Here is a 17249-nt window from a genome sequence, read left to right on the forward strand (position 1 = left end):
GGAGGTGGACCCGAGATGACGTCATCGACCCGCGCTCCGGAGGAGACGCCGGCGCTGGAGGCCCGCGGGCTGGTCAAGCGGTTCCCCGGCGTGACGGCGCTGGACGGGGCCGGGCTGGTCTGCCGGCCGGGCCGGGTGCACGCCCTGCTCGGCGAGAACGGCGCGGGCAAGTCGACCCTGGTGCGCATCCTGACCGGCGACCACCCGCCCGACGAGGGCGAGCTGCTGATCGGCGGGAAGCCGGTGCGGCTGGAGGACCCGCGGCAGGCGCTCGCGCACGGGGTGACCGCCGTGTACCAGGAGCTGACCGTGCTGCCCGACCTGTCCGTCCTGGACAACGTGATGCTCGGGCAGGAGATCGCCCGCCGCGGGCTGCTGGACCGCGGCCGGCAGCGCGCGACCGCCCGCGCCGCGCTGGAACGCGTCGGCCTGGGCGGCCTGGACCCGCGGACCCGCGCCGGGACGCTGTCGGCCGCCACCCGGCAGCTGGTCGAGATCGCGCGGGCCCTGGTGCGCGGCAGCCGCGTGCTGCTGCTGGACGAGCCGTCCGCGCTGCTGTCGGGCGAGGGCCTGGACGCGCTGCACGCCGTGGTGCGCGAGCTCACCGCCGGCGGCGTGGCGGTCATCTACATCACGCACCGGCTGGAGGAGGTGCGGGCGCTGGCCGACGACGTCACGGTCCTGCGGGACGGCAGGCTGGTGTCCACCGGCCCGGCCGCCGGGTACCCGGTGGACCGGATCGTCCGGGAGATGGTGGGCCGGGACGTGGACGCGGTCTTCCCCGACCTGGCCGCGCCTGGCGCCGAGGAGGTGCTGCGCGTCCGCGGCCTGGTGCCGGCGGGGCGGTCCGTCCCGCCGCTGGACCTGACCGTGCGGGCCGGGGAGATCGTCGGGGTGGCGGGCCTGCTGGGCTCGGGGCGCAGCACGCTGCTGCGCACCCTGGCCGGGGTCGCGCCGCGCTCGGCCGGGGAGGTCGCCGTCGCGGGCCGCCCGGTCCGCGGGTCGCTGCGCGCCGCGGTGGAGGCGGGCGTGGTGCTGGTCCCCGAGGAGCGCAAGACCGAGGGGCTGGTGCTCGACCTGCCGGTGCGCGCCAACACCACGCTGTCGAGCCTGCGGTCGGTCGCCCCGGGCGGCTGGCTGTCGGGCGCCCGCGAGCGCGCCGCGTTCGAGGAGGAGCGGGCGCGGTTCGGGATCCGCGTGTCGGGTCCGGGCCAGCGCACCGGGCAGCTGTCGGGCGGCAACCAGCAGAAGATCGTCCTGGCCAAGTGGCTGCGCACCGGCCCGAAGGTGCTGCTGCTGGACGAGCCCACCCGGGGCATCGACATCGGCGCCAAGGCCGAGATCTACAAGATCATCGCCGAGCTGGCCGGGCGCGGCCTGGCGGTGGTGTTCGCCTCCAGCGAGCTGCCGGAGGTGACCGGGCTGGCGCACCGCGTGCTGGTGTGCCGCGACGGCCGGGTGGGCGGCGAGCTGACCGGCGACCGGATCAACGAGGAGCAGATCATGCATCTGGCGCTGGGGACGGAAACGGAAGAGGCGGCGTCGTGACGGCGGTGACCCTTCCCGGCCGTACCGCCGCCGGGCGCGCGCCCGGGGGCGTGCTGGCGGCGGCGGCGCGGACCGGCCTGGCGGCCTGGGCGATCGTCGCGGTGCTGGTGGCGGTGCTGACCGTGGCGAACCCGGGCGGGTTCTGGGCGGCGGCCAACATCGCCAACGTGCTCACCGCGACCGTGGTGCTCGGCCTGGTGGCGCTGGGCCAGCACCTGGTGGTGCTGACCGGCGGCATCGACCTGTCGGTGGGCTCCACCGCGACGCTGTCGGCGCTGCTGACCGCGATGCTGATCGACGGCTACCCGATCCGGACGATCCCCGCGATCCTGGCGATGCTGCTGCTGGGCGCGGCGATCGGGACCGTGCACGGGCTGATCGTGTCGCGGACCCGGATCCCGGCGTTCGTGGTGACGCTGTCGACGTTCTACCTGATCCAGGGCATCGCGTTCCTGATCAGCACCACCCCGGCCGGGCAGGTCACGCGGGCGCTGGTGGCCGTGGGCATGCGCCGCTGGGGGCCGTTCCCGCTGGCCCTGGCGGTGCTGGCGGTCGCGGTGGCGGTCGTCGCGGTGCTGCTGTACCGGACCCGGTTCGGCCGGCACGTGCACGCGGTCGGCGGCGACCAGGCCGCGGCGCGCTCGGCGGGCGTCCCGGTGCGCCGCACCCTGGTGCTCGCCTTCGTGATCGCGGGCACGCTGGCGGCGGCGGCCGGGGTGATGCTGGCCGCGCGCGCCACGATCGGCTCCCCCAGCGCGGGCCAGGGCCTGGAGCTGTCGGCCATCACGGTCGTGGTCGTGGGCGGCGCGTCGCTGCTGGGCGGCCGGGCCAGCCTCACCGGGACGCTCGGCGGCGTGGCCCTGCTCGCCCTGGTGGAGAGCTCGTTCACGCTGCTGCAGTTCCCCGCCACCGCCTCCGACCTGATCCGCGGCGTGGTGATCCTCGCCGCCGCCGCGCTCTTCGTCCCGAGGACCAGCGATGACTGACGCCCCCGCCCCCGCCCACGGCCCGCCCCGGATCGTGGGGCTGGGCGAGTCCCTGCTGCGGCTCTCCCCGCCCGGCCACCAGCGGCTGGACCACGCCACCGGGCTGGACGTGGAGGTCGGCGGCGCCGAGATGAACGCGCTGATCGCCGCGGCCGGGCTGGGCCTGCGCGCCACCTGGATCTCCCGGCTGGCCGACAACCCGCTCGGCCACCGGGTGGCCGCGCACGCCCGCGCGTTCGGCGTGGACGTCCAGGTCGACTGGGATCCCGGGGCCCGCGCGGCGCTGTACTTCGTCGAGCAGGGCGTCCCGCCGCGGCCCTCGGAGGTGCTGTACGACCGCTCCGGCACCGCCATGCGGCGGCTCACCCCCGACACCTTCGACTGGACGGCCCTGACGACCGGGGCCGGGGCCGTCCTCACCAGCGGCATCACCTGCGCGCTGGGCGCCGGGCCCGCCGCGGCCGCGACCGCGCTGCTGGCGGCCGGGCGCGGCAGCGGCGCGGTCACCGCGTTCGACGTCAACCACCGCGCCAGGCTGTGGACGTGGGACGAGGCCGTGCCGGTGCTGCGCGGCGTGCTCCCCCACGTGGACGTGCTGCTCGCCGGCCGCGGCGACCTGCTGCGGCTGCTGCCGTCGGCGCGCGAGGACGAGAGCGCGACGGCACTGGCCCACAGGGCGATCGGGGAGTTCGGCCACGAACTGGTCGTGCTCCGCCGGACCGACCAGCTCCCCGGGCGGCGGGTCGCCGCGCGGGTCACCGTCGTCACCGCCGCCGAGGAGGTCACCGGCGGCGTCCACGAGGCCGACGTGGTCGACGCGTTCGGCGCCGGGGACGCCGCGCTCGGCGTGCTGCTGGCCGCCCGGCTGGCCGGGGACGACGGCGCCACCCTCGCCGACAAGGCGGCCTGGGCGGGCGCGTTCCAGCACACCATGCCCGGCGACGCCTGCCGGATCCGCCCGGCGGACCTGGCGCGCCGCGGGGCCGAGGCACGGAGGATCCTGCGATGACCCCGACCCTGGACGGCGGCGGCTTCGCCGGCGCGATCGCCATCCTGCGGATGACCGACCACCGGCACGTGGTGGAGGTCGGCACGACCCTGTACGAGGCGGGCCTGAAGGCCATGGAGGTCACCTTCGACCATCCGGGCGGCCCGGCGGCGCTGCGCGCCCTGTGTACCGCGCTGCCCGCCGACGCGCTGCTGGGCGCGGGCACGATCCGTACCCGCGAGCAGGTCGAGGAGGCCGCGGCGAGCGGCGCCCGCTACTGCGTCAGCCCGCACACCGATTCCGGGCTGATCCGGGCGGTGCTGGGCGCCGGGCTGGAGCCGCTGCCGGGCGCGGGGACCGCGACCGAGGTCGCCACCGCGCTGGACGCGGGCGCGCGGCTGGTCAAGCTGTTCCCGGCGGGCGCGCTCGGGCTCCCCTACCTGCGGGCGCTGCGCGGCCCGTTCCGGGACGCGGCGTTCATCCCGACCGGCGGGATCCGGCACGACGCGGTGGGCGAGTGGCTGGCCGCCGGCGCGGTGGCGGTCGGGCTCGGCTCCGACCTGGTCCCGGCCGCGCCCGGTCCCGGCGACCTGCCCGGCATCGCGGAGCGGGCGGCGGCGGTCGCCGCGCAGCTCGCCGCGGCCCGGCGCGGAGCCGCGGCGTGATGATCGTCGACGCCCATCTGCACGTCTTCCGTCCCGCCGCGCTGCGGCGCCGGGTGGTGGACGAGCTGGCCCCGGCCGGGCGGGACGCCCCGGTCGAGGACCTGCTGGGCGTGCTGGCCGCCTCCGGGGTGGAGCGGGCGTTGCTCGTCCCGCTCGGCCCGGAGGACGAGTACGTGGCCGAGGCGCTGGCCGCCCATCCGGGGCGGTTCGCGGCGGTCGCGGTGGCGGGCCCGGAGATCCAGGGAAGGCGCCCGGGAACCGGTTCCCCGTTAGAAGCCCTGCGCGAGCGGCTCGCGCAGGGCTTCTCCGGGCTGCGCACGCAGTGGCTCGGCGAGCCGGGGCGGCCGCTGGCCGACAGCCCGATGCTGCCGGTGCTGCGCGAGCTGGCCGGGCTCGGGCTGCCGCTGTGGAGCTACGTCCCGCCCGCGCAGCTCCCGCTCCTGCGCGAACTGCCCGACGTCGTGCCCGACCTGCGGATCGTGCTCAACCACCTGGGGTTCGCCCCGCACGACATGCGCGTGGACGAGCACGGCCGCCCCTGGTTCGAGGACCCGTTCCCGCCGCCGGTCGTGGAGACCGTCCTCGGCCTGGCCCGGCACCCGAACGTGCACCTGATGTTCTCGGGACAGTACGCGCTGTCCCGGGAGGAGCCGCCGTACGCCGATCTGGACGGCGTCGTGCGCGCGTTCGCCGACGCCTTCGGCGCGGACCGGATGCTGTGGGCGTCCGACTACCCGTGGACGCGGGACGTGCCGGGGCACGCCGCGCTGCTGCGGCTCGCCGGCCACACGCTGCCCGGGCTCTCGGCCGTCGAGCGCGCCGCCCTGCACGGCGGCACCGCCCTGTCCCTGTTCCCCGCCCTCGCACCACCCACGAATCCACCCACGAAGGAGGCCTGATGCCGCCCATCGCACCGAACGCCGAGCGGATGCCCCGGTCCGGGATCCGCGCGATCATGGACATGGCCTGGCGGCTGCCCGGCCCGGTCATCGGGCTGCACGTGGGCGAGCCCAGCTTCGCCACGCCCCCGCACGTCCTGGACGCGGCCGCCGACGCCTACGCCAAGGGCCGCACCCGGTACGTCCCCAACGCCGGGGTGACCGAGCTGCGCGACGCGATCGCCGCCAAGCTGCGCGAGCGCAACGGCCTCGCCGCCGCCGAGACGGAGCGGGTGATCGTGTCGGCCGGGGGCATGCAGGCGCTCCAGCTCGGCATGAGCGCGGTGGTCAGCGCCGGTGACGAGGTGCTGATCCCCGACCCGGGCTGGCCCAACTTCACCATGCTCGTCCAGCTGCTGCAGGGCGTGCCGGTCCGGTACGAGCTGCGCCCGGAGAACGGCTTCCAGCCGGACGTGGACGAGCTGGCCCGGCTGGTCACCCCGCGGACCCGCGCGATCGTGGTGAACTCCCCGTCCAACCCGCTCGGCACCGTGCTGCCCGCCGCGACCGTGGAGCGGCTGGTGGAGTTCGCCCGCGAGCACGACCTGTGGCTGGTCTCCGACGAGTGCTACGAGGAGATCACCTTCGACGGGCCGCATGTCAGCCCCGCCCGGTTCGACACCGACGGCCGGGTGATCAGCTGCTTCAGCTTCTCCAAGACCTACGCGATGACCGGGATGCGGGTCGGCTACCTGCTGGCGCCGCCGGAGCTGGCGCCGGTGTGCGCCAAGCTGCAGGAGCCGCTGGTCGCGTGCGTGAACGCGCCCGCGCAGTACGGCGCGCTGGCCGCGCTGACCGGCCCGCAGGACCAGACCGCCGCCGCCCGCGACGCCTACCGGGAGCGGCGCGAGGCCGCCACCGCCGTCCTGGACCGGGCGGGCCTGCCGTACCTGCGCCCAGAGGGGGCCTTCTACCTGTGGGCGGACGTGTCCGACCGGTGCGGCGACGACGTGACCGCGTGGGCGGTGCGGCTGCTGCGGGAGGAGCACGTCGCGGTGGCGCCGGGGACGACGTTCGGCCCGCACGGGGAGGGCTGGATCCGGCTGTCCCTGGCCACCGCGACCGAGGACCTGCTGGAGGGCCTGGACCGCATCATCCGCTGCCGCTGATCATCCGTGGCCCAGGCGACGGCCGGAGACGTGGTGCGGCACCAGCCGGACGTAGACCGGCCGCTCGCCGCCGGGCCACGGCTCGACGGCGGGCGACGCGGGCCGCTCGTGGTCGGGCAGTTCCTGGCCGCCGCCGCGCAGCAGCACGCTCCAGCCCTCGTGCCGCACCGGGTCGATGCTGTCGACCTCGAACGCGATCCGCACCGCCGCGCCGGTCAGCACGGTCGCCAGCGACTGGTGGAGGCGCCCCTCCAGGCTGGTGCGGAACACCACGGCGTCCCCGTCCACGGCGTAGTTCACCGGGATGACCGTCGGCCCCTCACCGTCGTCGAAGGCGACCCGGCCGACGCCGCCCGGCGAGATCAGGGCCAGGCACTGCTCGTGGTTCAGCTCCTCCAGGACCGGGCGGCCGGACGGGTCCGCCCCACCGGATGCGCTCATGGTCATCGCCCCCTCGGCAGGCTCTGTCTCACCCGGCAGTCCTTTCCCGGATTCGGGCGGCCTCACGCGGGTCAGCGGCGGCGGGTCGCCAGGAACTCGCCGATGCGGCCGACCGCCTCCTCCAGGTCGTCGGCGTACTGGAGCGTCACCACGCGGAAGTGGTCGGTGGCGGGCCAGTTGAAGCCGGTGCCCTGGACGACGAGGAGCCGCTGCTGCTCCAGCAGGTCGAAGGCGAACCGGACGTCGTCCTCGATCGGGTACATCTCCGGGTCGAGGCGCGGGAAGACGTACAGGGCGCCCCGCGGCTTGGCGCAGCTGACGCCGGGCAGGTCGTTCAGGAGCTTCCACGCCCGGTCGCGCTGCTCGCAGAGCCTGCCGGTGGGGAGCACCAGGTCCTCGATGCTCTGGTAGCCGCCGAGCGCGGCCTGGATGGCGTGCTGGCCGGGGACGTTGGGGCACAGCCGCATGTTGGCCAGGATGTCCAGGCCCTCGATGTAGGACTCGGCGTGCTCGGTGGGCCCCGACAGCACCACCCAGCCCGAGCGGAAGCCGGCCACCCGGTAGTTCTTGGACAGCCCGCCGAAGGTGAGGCAGAGCAGGTCGGGGGCCAGTGAGGCGATCGAGACGTGCTCGGCGTCGTCGTAGAGGATCCGGTCGTAGATCTCGTCCGCGAAGATGATCAGGTTGCGGCGGCGGGCCAGCTCCACGATCCGGTCCAGCACAGGGCGCGGGTAGACCGCGCCGGTCGGGTTGTTCGGATTGATGATCACGATCGCCCGGGTGCGGTCGGTGATCTTGGCTTCGATGTCGTCCACCGCGGGCGCCCAGTCGGCGGCCTCGTCGCACAGGTAGTGCACCGGGGTGCCGCCGCACAGCGAGACCCCGGCCGTCCAGAGCGGGTAGTCGGGTGCGGGGATCAGCACCTCGTCGCCGTTGTCGAGCAGCGCCTGCAGCGTCATGACGATGAGCTCGGAGACGCCGTTGCCGAGGTAGACGTCCTCCACGTCCACTCCGGTCAGGCCCTGCTCGGTGTAGCGCTGCACGACGGCGCGGCGGGCGGGCAGGATGCCCTTGGAGTCGCTGTAGCCGTGCGCGTCGGGCAGGTTGCGGACCATGTCCTGGAGCAGTTCCGGCGGGGCCTCGAACCCGAACGGTGCGGGGTTGCCGATGTGCAGCTTCAGGATCCGCTGCCCCTCCGCCTCCAGCTGCTTGGCCCGCTTGAGCACCGGTCCCCGGATGTCGTAGCAGACGTTGGTCAGTTTGGCCGACTGGTTGACCTGCATGGATACACCATAGCCGCGGACGATCACCGGCTTCGGCCGTATTCCGGACGGAGTTCCGCCAAGGGTTCGCGACGTGCCGCCCGGATGACCCCGAATCAGACGCGGTGTCCAATTGTGATGCGGGCAACATACAAGCAGGCTTGATTGCTTGTTACCGCGCTCCTACCGTCGAAACGTGTCAGTGAACAACAGGCGGCGGCATCACCGCCGGCACGGCGGGCGGCGCACGCAGGAGCAGCGCCGTACCGAGACCCGGCAGCGGCTGCTGGACGCCACGGCGGACGCGCTGGCCGACCTGGGCTGGTCTCGGCTGTCGACCACCGAGGTCTCGCGCCGGGCCGGCGTCTCCCGCGGCGCGCAGCAGCACCACTACCCGACCAAGATGGCGCTGGTCGCCGCGGCGCTGGAGCACCTGCTCGACCGGCTGCGCGCCGACTACGAGCGGGCCTTCGCCGAGCTGCCGCCCGAACGGCGCGACGTCGCCGGCGCGCTCGACCTGCTCTGGGACACCATCCGGCTGCCGTCGGCGATGGCGCTGCTGGAATTGGGCCTGGCCGGGCGCACCGACGAGGACCTGCGCGTGCTGAGCGTCGACCTCAGCGAACGGGTCGTGCGGATCGTCAAGGAGGTCTTCCACGGCCTGTTCCCCGAGACGCTCCCCGAGGACCTCGTCGACACCCTCATCCGCGGCCTGTTCGCGCTGCTGGTCGGGCTGTCACTGCAGAACTCCCTGGACGGCGACGCCGGAGGCCACCAGTCCGCCGTGCTGAACCAGCTCAAGGACTACGCGCGGCTGCTCGTCCCCGACCAGGGCACCGTCCCCGCCTCCGTCACCGACACGACGAACGACTCCGGCACGGCACCGGCACCGCCGACACCCCCAACGCCGAGGGAGCGCACGACATGACCGCGCTGAAGAAGAACCAGACCCCTGCCGACCTGGCCGAGGAAGTCCGCGAGCAGGTGAAGGACAAGAAGTCCTACCTGGGCGTCATCGACCGTCTCAACAAGGCGTCGGTCGACAAGCACTGGGAGGCCTACGCCGACATCCCCTGGGACGACCCCGACTTCGCCATCGACCCCGACGACCCGCGCTGGATCCTCGGCGAGGTCGACCAGCTCGGCCGCACCGAGTGGTACCGGTCCCAGCCGCCGGAGGTCCAGGCGCGGATCGGGCTGTGGCGGGTGGCCACCGCCATGAAGGTCGGCCTGCAGTTCGAGAACCTGCTCAAGCGCGGCCTGCTCAACTACGCCTACTGGCTGCCGAACGGGCGGCCGGAGTTCCGGTACGTCTACCACGAGACCACCGAGGAATGTCACCACGGGATGATGTTCCAGGAGTTCGTGAACCGCACCGGGCTGCCGGTGCGCGGCATGCCCCGCGCGCTGACCGCGGTCGCGCAGGTGGCGCCCTGGATCCCGCTGGTCAGCACCGAGCTGTTCTTCGTGTTCGTGCTCGGCGGCGAGGACCCGATCGACTACGTGCAGCGCAAGAGCCTCAAGGGCGGGCACATCAAGCACCCGCTCGAGCAGGCCATCATGAGGATCCACATCGCGGAGGAGGCGCGGCACATCTCCTTCGCCCGGCACTACCTCAAGCACCGGGTGCCGGGCCTGAGCCGCGGCCGGCGCCGGCTGATCGGCGTCACCGGCCCGCTCATCCTCGGCTGGATGGCCCGGATCATGCTGTCCCCGCCCGGGCCGATGGTGCGGCACTTCGACATCCCCAAGGACGTGGTCCGCGAGGCGTACCGGGACGGCGTGCACCTGGACGAGATCAGCGACTCGGTCGGCAAGGTCCGCGACCTGATGCACGAGCTGGGCCTGATCACCCCGGTGAACCGGCTGCTGTGGAAGGCGCTGGGCATCTGGGACGAGCCCAAGGCGCGGCGCGACCGCAGCCTGGCCGCCCGCGGGGCCGGCCCGGCCAAGGCGGCCAAGGCCGCCTGACCGTTCCGGGACCTATCGCCCTCGTGCCGTCGCCCTCCGGGGAGGACGGGACGTTGCGAGAGTGAGCGTCCCGGGCGCCAAGTGTTGGCGGGGAGCGTGTGTTCACGGCTCCGCCGCGCGCCCTACACTCACCCCAATTACACAAACCATCCAATACGCGGAGTGGAGTGCCATGAGCATCGCGATCGTGACCGGGGGCGCGTCGGGGATCGGCCGGGCGATCGCCACGTCCCTGGTGGCCCGCGGCGACACGGTGGTCGTCACCGACATCGACGAGGCCGGCGCCCGGAAGGTCGCCGACCGGCTGAACACCCTGGGCCGCGGCAAGGCGTCCGCCGCCGCCCTCGACGTCACCGACCCCGGCGCCGTCACCGGCGTCTACCAGGGCGTGCGCGCCGAGCACGGCCGCCTCGACCTCGTCTTCAACAACGCCGGGATCGCCATCGGCGGGCTGGCCGAGGAGCTCACCCTCGACCACTGGGACCGCGCCATCGACATCAACCTCAAGGGCGTGGTGCACGGCGTGCACGCCGCGTACCCGATCATGCTGGAGCAGGGCGCCGGGCACATCGTCAACACCGCCTCCCTGGCCGGGCTGGTGCCGATGCCCGTCGGCATCCCCTACACCGCCACCAAGCACGCCGTGGTCGGCCTGTCGCTGGGACTGCGCGCCGAGGCCGCCGGACGCGGCGTCAAGGTCAGCGTCGTGTGCCCCAGCTTCGTCGACACCCCGCTGCTCGCCAACGTCAACCCCGGCCTCCCCGAGACGCCGATGAGCGGCGACGCCAAGGACGACATCGCCAAGGCGTCCCCCCCGCCTCTACACCGCCGAGAAGCTGGCCCGCGACGTCATGCGCGGCGTGCGCCGCAACCAGGCGCTCATCGTCGCCCCCACACACGGCCGCGCGGCCTGGCGCGGCGTCCGCCTCAACCCCGCCCTGGCGGTACGGGCCGCCCAGTTCGCCGTCGGACGCATCCGCGCCGACAAGAACTGAGCCCCGCCTCCGCAGGCTCCGCGGCTCCGCGGGTCAGGAGCCCGCGGTCCCGCCCGGGTTGTAGCAGGGCGTCTCCAGCCGGTACGCCCTGGTCGTGGGCCCGGCCGTGAAGTCGGTCACCACCTTCGCGCCGGTGAACTCCCGCTCGTCCGGCCGGGCGATCACCGACTCCCGGTACGCCGCCGAGTTCGGCGTCCCCGAGGTGTCGCCCGCCCGCGCCGGCAGCATCCCCTCGTAGTCGACGTTGGTGATCTGCCCGAGCGCCTCGTACAGGCCCTCGCGGGTCAGGCTCCGGTTCGCCGCCGCCCTCTGCAGGACCGCCTTCAGCGGGTACGACAGGACCCACCCCGAGGTGTAGGCGTCGTCGGGCCGCACCCTCCCCAGCGACTGCCGCATCGCCGTGTGGCCGGGCGAGTCGGAGGCGAACGGCTTCCACGGCGCCACCTGCAGGTACCGCGACTTCATCGCCGCGGCGACCGGGCTCTGCAGCAGCGCCTTGTTCCAGGTCGGGTTGTTGCCCATGAAGTGGCCGTCGAAGCCCGCCTCCACGGTCCCCGCGATGATGGCCGCGGCCTCCGCCGGGCCGGTGGTCAGCACCACCAGATCGGGCTTGCGGGCCAGGACCGCCTTGATCGCCGCCTCCTGCCCGGCCGCGCCCTGCCCGGTCTCCACGGCGGAGTAGCCCAGCTTGCGCGCCGCCGCCCCCGCCTTCGCCCCGGCCGCCGCGTCCCCGCCGTAGTCGCCCGGATAGTGGATCGACATCACGCTCTTCGCCCGGAAGGTGTCCGCCGCGTAGTCGACCGCGTTCATCGCCTCGAAGCAGTACGAGGCACCCGACTCCAGGATGACGTTCTCGAACTCCCACTTGGACGGGTAGGAGCCGGGCACGGCGATCGTCCGCGTGGCGCGCAGGTCGTCCAGGATCCCCTCGGTGGTCGGCGACCCCAGGCTCTGCCCGAGCGCCAGCACCCTGTCCTTGATCTCGTCGTAGGCGCGGCGGTGCGCGGCCACGTCGTACCGGTTGTCGCGGACGTAGGTGTGGGCGTCGATGTCGTACCCGCCGATGCCGCCCTGCCGGTTGACCCGGTCCCAGAACGCCCGCTGCGCCGCCACCATCGGCACGCCCAGCGCCCTGAACTGGGTGGAGCTCAGGTCGGAGATCAGCCCCAGGTAGACGCAGCCGTGCTCCCGGTTCACCGCCTTCGGGCAGGGCCGGTCGGTGATGCCGGGGACCGGGCCGGAGGGCGCGGCGTCCGGCGACCCGCCGCATCCGGCCGCCGCCCCCGCCAGCAGCACCGCCCCGGCAAGCAGGGCTCCGGCCCTGCTCCCCGGCCTGTCAGAGCGCACGGAGACCATCGATCACTTCCTTGAGAATGCGCACGTCGGGACGTCCCGCCGACACGACCGGCCGCTGCACGTCCACCAGGCCCCGTTCCAGCAGGTCGCCCAGCAGCACCCGGACGACGCCCACCGGCAGCGCGAGCTCGGCGGCCAGCTCGGCCACCGACACCGGATTCAGGCAGTACTCCAGGATCCGCTCGTCCTCGGGCCCCAGCGTCACCGGATCGGGCATCGGCACCTCCGCCGTCACCACGACCGCGATCAGGTCGAGGTCCCCGCCGCGCTGCCGGCTCCGGGTGCGGCCCCGGGTCACCGCGAAGGGCCGGACGACGGGCCCGGCCTCCTCGTCGACCCACAGGTCCTCCGGCCGCTCCCCCGGCCGATCGGAGGACATCACTCCCCGCCGCCGGAGACGTCGCCGGTGTCAGAGCCCCCGGACGACCCGCCCGCCGCCTCGGCGCGGCCGCGCCGCCAGCCGCGCTGCATCGTCGACATCATGTCGCGCGCCGCCTCCGGCGACCGCGGCCTCGGCACGCCGCCAGAGCCCTCGTCCGGCTCCGGACCGGCCGTTCCCGCCGAGCCTCTGAGCTGCGGCGCCAGATGCGCCTGACGGCGCCGCGTGGGCAGCGGGACCTCGCCGGTCGTCGCCGTCGGCGACGAGTCCGGCGCGGGAACCGGGGCGGGACCGCCGACCGGCTCGACCGCCTCCCGGACCGCCGAAACCGGCGCGGACGCGATCAGCGCGCGGTGCTCACCCGTCCCGGCCCCGCCGCGCGCCCGCGCCTCCTCAGGCCCCGCGTGCCCGGAGGACCGGTCGCCCTCCCCCGGCTCCACCACCAGCTCGTGCGGGACCAGCGCGATCGCGATCACGCCCCCGTACGGCGAGCTCCGCAGCGTGACCCGGATGCCGTGCCGGGCCGCCAGCCGGGCCACCACGAACAGCCCGAGCCGGGCGCTGTCGTCCAGGTCCAGTTCGGGATCGGTGGCCAGCAGCCGGTTGAACCCGTCCATGGTCTCCCGGTCGATGCCCAGCCCCCGGTCCTCGACCTCCAGCGCGAAGCCGTGCGCGACCTCCTGCCCCGTCACCCGGATCGGGGTGGCGGGCGGGGAGAACGCCGCCGCGTTCTCGATCAGCTCGGCCAGCAGGTGGATGGTGTCGGCGACCGCGGGACCGCGCAGCGCGGTCCGGCCCATCGGCACCACCTCGACCCTGGCGTAGTCCTCGACCTCCGCCGCGGCGGCGCGCGCCACGTCCACCAGCCGGACCGGGTTGCGCCAGGTACGCCCGGACGGCCGCCCCGACAGGATCACCAGGCCCTCGGCGTGCCGCCGCATCCGGGTCGCCAGCGAGTCCAGCTCGAACAGCCGCTCCAGCTCGTCGGGGTCGTCGGTGCGCCGCTGCATCGACTCCAGCATCCGCAGCAGCCGCTGCAGCAGCGACTGGTTGCGGCGGGCCAGCGTCACGAACACCTCGTTCAGCCGCCGGTGCGCCGCGGCCTCGCGCTCGGCGGCCGCGACCACCGCCCGCCTGGCCTCGGCGAACGCCCGGTCGATCTGCTCGATCTCGGTCACCCGGTACCGCCCGGCCCCGCCAGGACCGGAATCGGTCCCGGCGGCCACGTCCTCGCCGCGTCGCGCCCGCTCGCCGATCAGCGGCAGCCGGTCGTGGGCGAACGTGGTCACGACCGCGGCCATGTCCCGGCTCTCCACCACCAGCCGGCGGCCGGCCCGCACCGCGATGAGGATCGCCGCGACCACCGCGACCAGCCCCAGCCCGCCCATCAGGCCGAGCCGCCGCAGCACGGTGCCCGCCTCGTCCCCCGCCCGCCGGGTGATGCCGGAGCGCAGGTCGGACGACAGCCCGGCCAGCCGCGTGTCGACGGTCTCGGTGGAGGTGTGCCAGGCCCCGATGTCCACGGTAGGGCGCCCCTCGGTGGCGCCGCCGCGCATCAGCCGGTTCTCCAGGTCCTGGTACCGCCGGAACTCGGCGCCGGCGATGATCTGCTCGTAGCGTGCGCGGTCGGCGGTGGGCAGGCCGCGGGCGGCGTCGTCGTACAGGACGCGGTGCGCCCCGGCGAACTGCACCAGTTGCAGGTGCTCCTCCCGGCTCAGCCGCCCGGCCGCCAGCGCGCCGGTGACCAGCGCGTCCTCGCGGGACAGGCTCTCCCTCGCGCGCTCCAGCGTGCGCAGGATCCGGTTGGCCCGCACCAGCTCCGGATCCATCGCGTGGACCTCGTCGTAGATCTCGGCGGCGAGCTCGATGTACTCGGTGTACCGGCCGAGCGCCCGGGCGCGGTCGAGCGAACGGCCGTCCACCGCGATGCGCAGCGTCTGCAGCCCGCCCAGGGCGCCGGCCAGCCGGGTCATCCGCTGCCGGGTGGCGGGCCTGGTCGCGCCGCGGGTGTCGCCGTCGGCCGCCGAGCGGCGGAACCGGTCGCGGGCCCGGTCGGTCACCGCCCGCTGCGCGTCGAACCCGGCGCGGCCGATGGTGGCGTCGTCCCCGAGGAAGGACAGCGACATGCGCCGCTCGTCCTGGAGCGCCGCGATCACCTCGTCGGTCGGGTGCAGCACCTTCTCGGTGAACGTCTGCGCACGCGTCTGCCGCAGGCTGTCCTGCAGGGTGCCGGCGGCGGCGAAGCCCCACACCACCACCAGCGCCGTGACGGGCGGGACGAGCAGCAACACGATCCTGGACCGGACCGACCGGGCACGGGACACCGCCGCCCGTGCACGGCGTGCGCGCCCCGCCATCAGTCCCCCAGGCCGGTGGTGGCACGGACAACGCGCATGACGACCCCCAGCGCTCCTGTGACCCAGCTCACTCGGTTGGGTTGGAACGCTACTCCATCCCCGCGAGACACTCGGACCGATTGCCTCACGCGGGTGGATTGTTACTTTCGCGTGACTTCTCCCGCCCCCGACCAGCGGAAATGATCAAGTGAGCGCGTGCGGGGGCTCGTAGGGCGAGCCCGGCAGCGGAACCGGGACGGGCTCCATCCGCACCAGCAGCAGCGCCGCGTCGTCGCCCGGATCGCCGCCGACATGGGCGCGCAGATCGCGTTCCAGCCGCCGCACCAGCCCACGCGGGCCCTGCCGGTTCAGCACCGCGACCCGCTCGGCCAGCGGATAGAACCGCCCCTCGGGGTCGCGCGCCTCCCCGACCCCGTCGGTGTAGAGCAGCAGCCCGTCACCCGGGCCGAACGGAACGGTCGCGTGCGCCACCGGCCCGTCGCTGCCCGCGACCCGCAGCAGGCCCAGCGGCGGCGACGAGGCGTAGGCCGGCAGGTCGGCGAAGGCCACCGCGCCGTCCGACAGCAGCAGCGGCGGCGGATGCCCGCAGTTAACCAGCCGCGCGATCCCGCCCTCCCCAGGCACCTCGGCCAGGAGCACGGTCACGAACTCCTCCTCCCGGCCCCGGGTGCCGAGGAAGGCGTCCAGCCGCACCGCCACCGCGGCCAGGTCGCGCTCGTGCTGCGCCAGCTCGCGGAACGCGCCGAGCACGTCAGCGACCGCCTCCACCGCGGGCAGGCCCTTGCCCATCACATCGCCCACGATCACCCGGACGCCGAACGGGGTGGCGACCATGTCGTAAAGATCGCCGCCGACACCCGCCCCCTCTCCATCCGGCCTCGGCCTCCCCCGCACCCCCGCCCGCACCCGAGCCCGCGTCCCCGCACCCGGAACCGCGCTCCGGGGCGCGTGCTCGGCCGCCGCCAGGTAGCGGACCTCCGCCGTGACCGGCCCCAGCCGCCCCGGCACCGGCCGCAGCACGGCCCGCCGCATCGTGTCCGCGACCCGGCGCAACTCCGCCCGGTCACGCTCGCCGCGCTGGTGGCGGCGGCAGACGATCCACAGCATCAGGGTGCTGATCGCGGCGGCGAGCAGGCTGGTCGACACCGAGACCGGCCGATCCGGCCCGTACTGCACGGCCGACGGCACCGCCGCCACCGCGACGGCGACCGCGACGACCAGCACCCGGCGCGGCTCGGCCGGACGCAGCAGCGCCAGCGCGGGCACGGCGGCCAGCAGCGGCAACAGCGAGTACGGGCTGCCGAGCAGGAGATCGAGGACGCCGATCACGGCCGCCGGGATCACGGCCGCCGGCACGGGCGGCAACGCGGTCCCGGCCCCGGTGGCTGAGGGAAGATCCGACCAGAGCATGGGGGTTCGCCGTTCTGCTTGGGCGGGGACAAGCACAAGACACGATGACAGTGGCCGAGTGTAGTCGAGCGAACACGAACCGAAACGCGTTCCCTCGGAACGCGCGTCCAGAGAAATGTCACACCGCCTCTCCCGCCCCCACGGGAAAGGCTCGGCACGGTCAGCCCGGGGCGCCCTCCCGCAGCGCGTCGTGCCCGACGAAGGTGAACAGCCGCGTCCCCCGCTGCAGCCGGACCGGCCTGCCGGTGAAGCGATGCACCCCGACCGCGTAGTCCTTCTCCTCCGGCCCCGACAGCCAGCGCTCCTGGAACCCGTGCCCGTCGAACAGGGCGCGCACCTCCTCCGTGCGGTCGGCCTCGCCGCGCCCGCGCGTCCAGATCACCTGCGCGCCCTCACCGCACAGCTGAGGCAGCAGCGACACCGTCCGCTCGATGTCGGCGAAACCGATGTTGCCGAACACTCCGCACACCAGCACCAGCGACGCCGGGACCGCACCTGCGTAGGCGTCGGTGACCGAGGCGTCCCCCTCCACCACCTCGATTCCGCCGAGCCCCGACATGCGCGCCGTCGCCCGCGCCACCCGCACGTTCGCCGGGTCCAGCTCCACCAGCCGCGCCACGACGTCGGCGCCGCGGGGATGGCCGGGCAGCGCCCCGAGCAGGTCGCGCCCCTGCCCCGCGCAGACGCTCACCGTCCGGATCCTGCCCGGACGGGCGACGTCGAGCGCTTCCCTGATGCGCTGCTGGACGATCCGCAACCGCCGCGCCAGGGCGGACGAGGGATCGTCGTAAGCGCCGTGCCAGGCGTTCCAGTCGCGTTGCCGTCGCTCCATGCGGTCACCCTA

Annotated in this window: 16 protein-coding genes; 9 read left to right on the forward strand and 7 right to left on the reverse strand. The window is 74.5% G+C overall.

What is annotated here, in order from left to right; genetic code table 11:
- Positions 1-15: 15 nt before the first annotated feature.
- Genes ACZ466_RS07305 through ACZ466_RS07330 form a run of 6 tightly spaced genes read left to right on the forward strand, consistent with a single transcriptional unit; the run spans position 16 to position 6234 of the window.
- On the forward strand, positions 16-1548 hold the full coding sequence (locus ACZ466_RS07305) for a sugar ABC transporter ATP-binding protein (protein ID WP_378283860.1): 1533 nt from the start codon (positions 16-18) through the stop codon (positions 1546-1548).
- Positions 1545-2534: an ABC transporter permease gene (locus ACZ466_RS07310; RefSeq protein WP_378283861.1), complete on the forward strand. Its 990-nt coding sequence runs from the start codon at positions 1545-1547 to the stop codon at positions 2532-2534. Before ACZ466_RS07305 ends, ACZ466_RS07310 begins: the two co-directional genes overlap by 4 nt.
- Positions 2527-3543, forward strand: coding sequence for a sugar kinase (locus ACZ466_RS07315; RefSeq protein WP_378283862.1), 1017 nt, complete (start codon positions 2527-2529; stop codon positions 3541-3543). Before ACZ466_RS07310 ends, ACZ466_RS07315 begins: the two co-directional genes overlap by 8 nt.
- The gene (locus ACZ466_RS07320; RefSeq protein ID WP_378283863.1) at positions 3540-4187 is read left to right on the forward strand and encodes a bifunctional 4-hydroxy-2-oxoglutarate aldolase/2-dehydro-3-deoxy-phosphogluconate aldolase; all 648 of its coding nucleotides are present in this window, start codon (positions 3540-3542) and stop codon (positions 4185-4187) included. Before ACZ466_RS07315 ends, ACZ466_RS07320 begins: the two co-directional genes overlap by 4 nt.
- Positions 4187-5086 (forward strand): amidohydrolase family protein, encoded by a 900-nt coding sequence (locus ACZ466_RS07325; protein ID WP_378283885.1) that lies wholly within the window; start codon positions 4187-4189, stop codon positions 5084-5086. Before ACZ466_RS07320 ends, ACZ466_RS07325 begins: the two co-directional genes overlap by 1 nt.
- Positions 5086-6234 (forward strand): pyridoxal phosphate-dependent aminotransferase, encoded by a 1149-nt coding sequence (locus tag ACZ466_RS07330; RefSeq protein ID WP_378283864.1) that lies wholly within the window; start codon positions 5086-5088, stop codon positions 6232-6234. Before ACZ466_RS07325 ends, ACZ466_RS07330 begins: the two co-directional genes overlap by 1 nt.
- Here the strand turns inward: ACZ466_RS07330 and ACZ466_RS07335 are convergent, their stop codons facing one another.
- Together ACZ466_RS07335 and ACZ466_RS07340 are read right to left on the reverse strand one after the other, a co-directional pair.
- The gene (locus ACZ466_RS07335) at positions 6235-6675 is read right to left on the reverse strand and encodes a pyridoxamine 5'-phosphate oxidase family protein (RefSeq protein ID WP_378283865.1); all 441 of its coding nucleotides are present in this window, start codon (positions 6673-6675) and stop codon (positions 6235-6237) included.
- A 71-nt stretch (positions 6676-6746) separates the two neighbouring features.
- Positions 6747-7958 (reverse strand): pyridoxal phosphate-dependent aminotransferase, encoded by a 1212-nt coding sequence (locus tag ACZ466_RS07340; protein ID WP_378283866.1) that lies wholly within the window; start codon positions 7956-7958, stop codon positions 6747-6749.
- Between the two features lie 175 nt (positions 7959-8133).
- On the opposite strand from ACZ466_RS07340, the gene ACZ466_RS07345 reads away from it, so the two are divergent.
- From ACZ466_RS07345 to ACZ466_RS07355, 3 genes are all read left to right on the forward strand, one after another.
- Positions 8134-8865, forward strand: a complete 732-nt coding sequence (locus ACZ466_RS07345; RefSeq protein WP_378283868.1) for a TetR/AcrR family transcriptional regulator — start codon at positions 8134-8136, stop codon at positions 8863-8865.
- On the forward strand, positions 8862-9908 hold the full coding sequence (locus tag ACZ466_RS07350) for an AurF N-oxygenase family protein (protein WP_378283869.1): 1047 nt from the start codon (positions 8862-8864) through the stop codon (positions 9906-9908). Before ACZ466_RS07345 ends, ACZ466_RS07350 begins: the two co-directional genes overlap by 4 nt.
- Before the next feature lie 172 nt (positions 9909-10080).
- A complete protein-coding gene (locus tag ACZ466_RS07355; protein WP_464043058.1) occupies positions 10081-11013 on the forward strand; it encodes an SDR family oxidoreductase in 933 nt (310 codons plus the stop codon).
- On the opposite strand, the gene ACZ466_RS07360 is transcribed toward ACZ466_RS07355, so the two are convergent.
- From ACZ466_RS07360 to ACZ466_RS07380, 5 genes are all read right to left on the reverse strand, one after another.
- Complete coding sequence (locus ACZ466_RS07360; RefSeq protein ID WP_378283871.1) at positions 10937-12259, reverse strand: ABC transporter substrate-binding protein; 1323 nt, start codon at positions 12257-12259, stop codon at positions 10937-10939. The genes ACZ466_RS07355 and ACZ466_RS07360 overlap by 77 nt on opposite strands.
- On the reverse strand, positions 12240-12638 hold the full coding sequence (locus tag ACZ466_RS07365; protein ID WP_378283872.1) for a DUF742 domain-containing protein: 399 nt from the start codon (positions 12636-12638) through the stop codon (positions 12240-12242). The genes ACZ466_RS07360 and ACZ466_RS07365 overlap by 20 nt, the downstream gene beginning before the upstream one ends.
- Complete coding sequence (locus ACZ466_RS07370) at positions 12638-14929, reverse strand: sensor histidine kinase (protein WP_378283873.1); 2292 nt, start codon at positions 14927-14929, stop codon at positions 12638-12640. The genes ACZ466_RS07365 and ACZ466_RS07370 overlap by 1 nt, the downstream gene beginning before the upstream one ends.
- Before the next feature lie 249 nt (positions 14930-15178).
- Positions 15179-16351 carry a PP2C family protein-serine/threonine phosphatase gene (locus tag ACZ466_RS07375; protein WP_378283874.1) on the reverse strand — a complete coding sequence of 391 codons (1173 nt, stop codon included), beginning with the start codon at positions 16349-16351 and terminating at the stop codon, positions 15179-15181.
- 214 nt (positions 16352-16565) lie between these two features.
- Complete coding sequence (locus ACZ466_RS07380) at positions 16566-17237, reverse strand: class I SAM-dependent methyltransferase (protein ID WP_378283875.1); 672 nt, start codon at positions 17235-17237, stop codon at positions 16566-16568.
- Between the last annotated feature and the right edge of the window lie 12 nt (positions 17238-17249).

Source organism: Actinomadura rugatobispora (genome assembly GCF_055379765.1).

Excerpts from the sequence above, each read along its gene's own strand:
- ACZ466_RS07305 (WP_378283860.1), top strand. The coding sequence starts at position 16 with ATGACGTCATCGACCCGCGCTCCGGAGGAGACGCCGGCGCTGGAGGCC.
- ACZ466_RS07315 (WP_378283862.1), top strand. The coding sequence starts at position 2,527 with ATGACTGACGCCCCCGCCCCCGCCCACGGCCCGCCCCGGATCGTGGGG.
- ACZ466_RS07320 (WP_378283863.1), top strand. The coding sequence starts at position 3,540 with ATGACCCCGACCCTGGACGGCGGCGGCTTCGCCGGCGCGATCGCCATC.
- ACZ466_RS07325 (WP_378283885.1), top strand. The coding sequence starts at position 4,187 with ATGATCGTCGACGCCCATCTGCACGTCTTCCGTCCCGCCGCGCTGCGG.
- ACZ466_RS07330 (WP_378283864.1), top strand. The coding sequence starts at position 5,086 with ATGCCGCCCATCGCACCGAACGCCGAGCGGATGCCCCGGTCCGGGATC.
- ACZ466_RS07335 (WP_378283865.1), bottom strand. The coding sequence starts at position 6,675 with ATGAGCGCATCCGGTGGGGCGGACCCGTCCGGCCGCCCGGTCCTGGAG.
- ACZ466_RS07340 (WP_378283866.1), bottom strand. The coding sequence starts at position 7,958 with ATGCAGGTCAACCAGTCGGCCAAACTGACCAACGTCTGCTACGACATC.
- ACZ466_RS07350 (WP_378283869.1), top strand. The coding sequence starts at position 8,862 with ATGACCGCGCTGAAGAAGAACCAGACCCCTGCCGACCTGGCCGAGGAA.
- ACZ466_RS07355 (WP_464043058.1), top strand. The coding sequence starts at position 10,081 with ATGAGCATCGCGATCGTGACCGGGGGCGCGTCGGGGATCGGCCGGGCG.
- ACZ466_RS07360 (WP_378283871.1), bottom strand. The coding sequence starts at position 12,259 with ATGGTCTCCGTGCGCTCTGACAGGCCGGGGAGCAGGGCCGGAGCCCTG.
- ACZ466_RS07365 (WP_378283872.1), bottom strand. The coding sequence starts at position 12,638 with ATGTCCTCCGATCGGCCGGGGGAGCGGCCGGAGGACCTGTGGGTCGAC.
- ACZ466_RS07380 (WP_378283875.1), bottom strand. The coding sequence starts at position 17,237 with ATGGAGCGACGGCAACGCGACTGGAACGCCTGGCACGGCGCTTACGAC.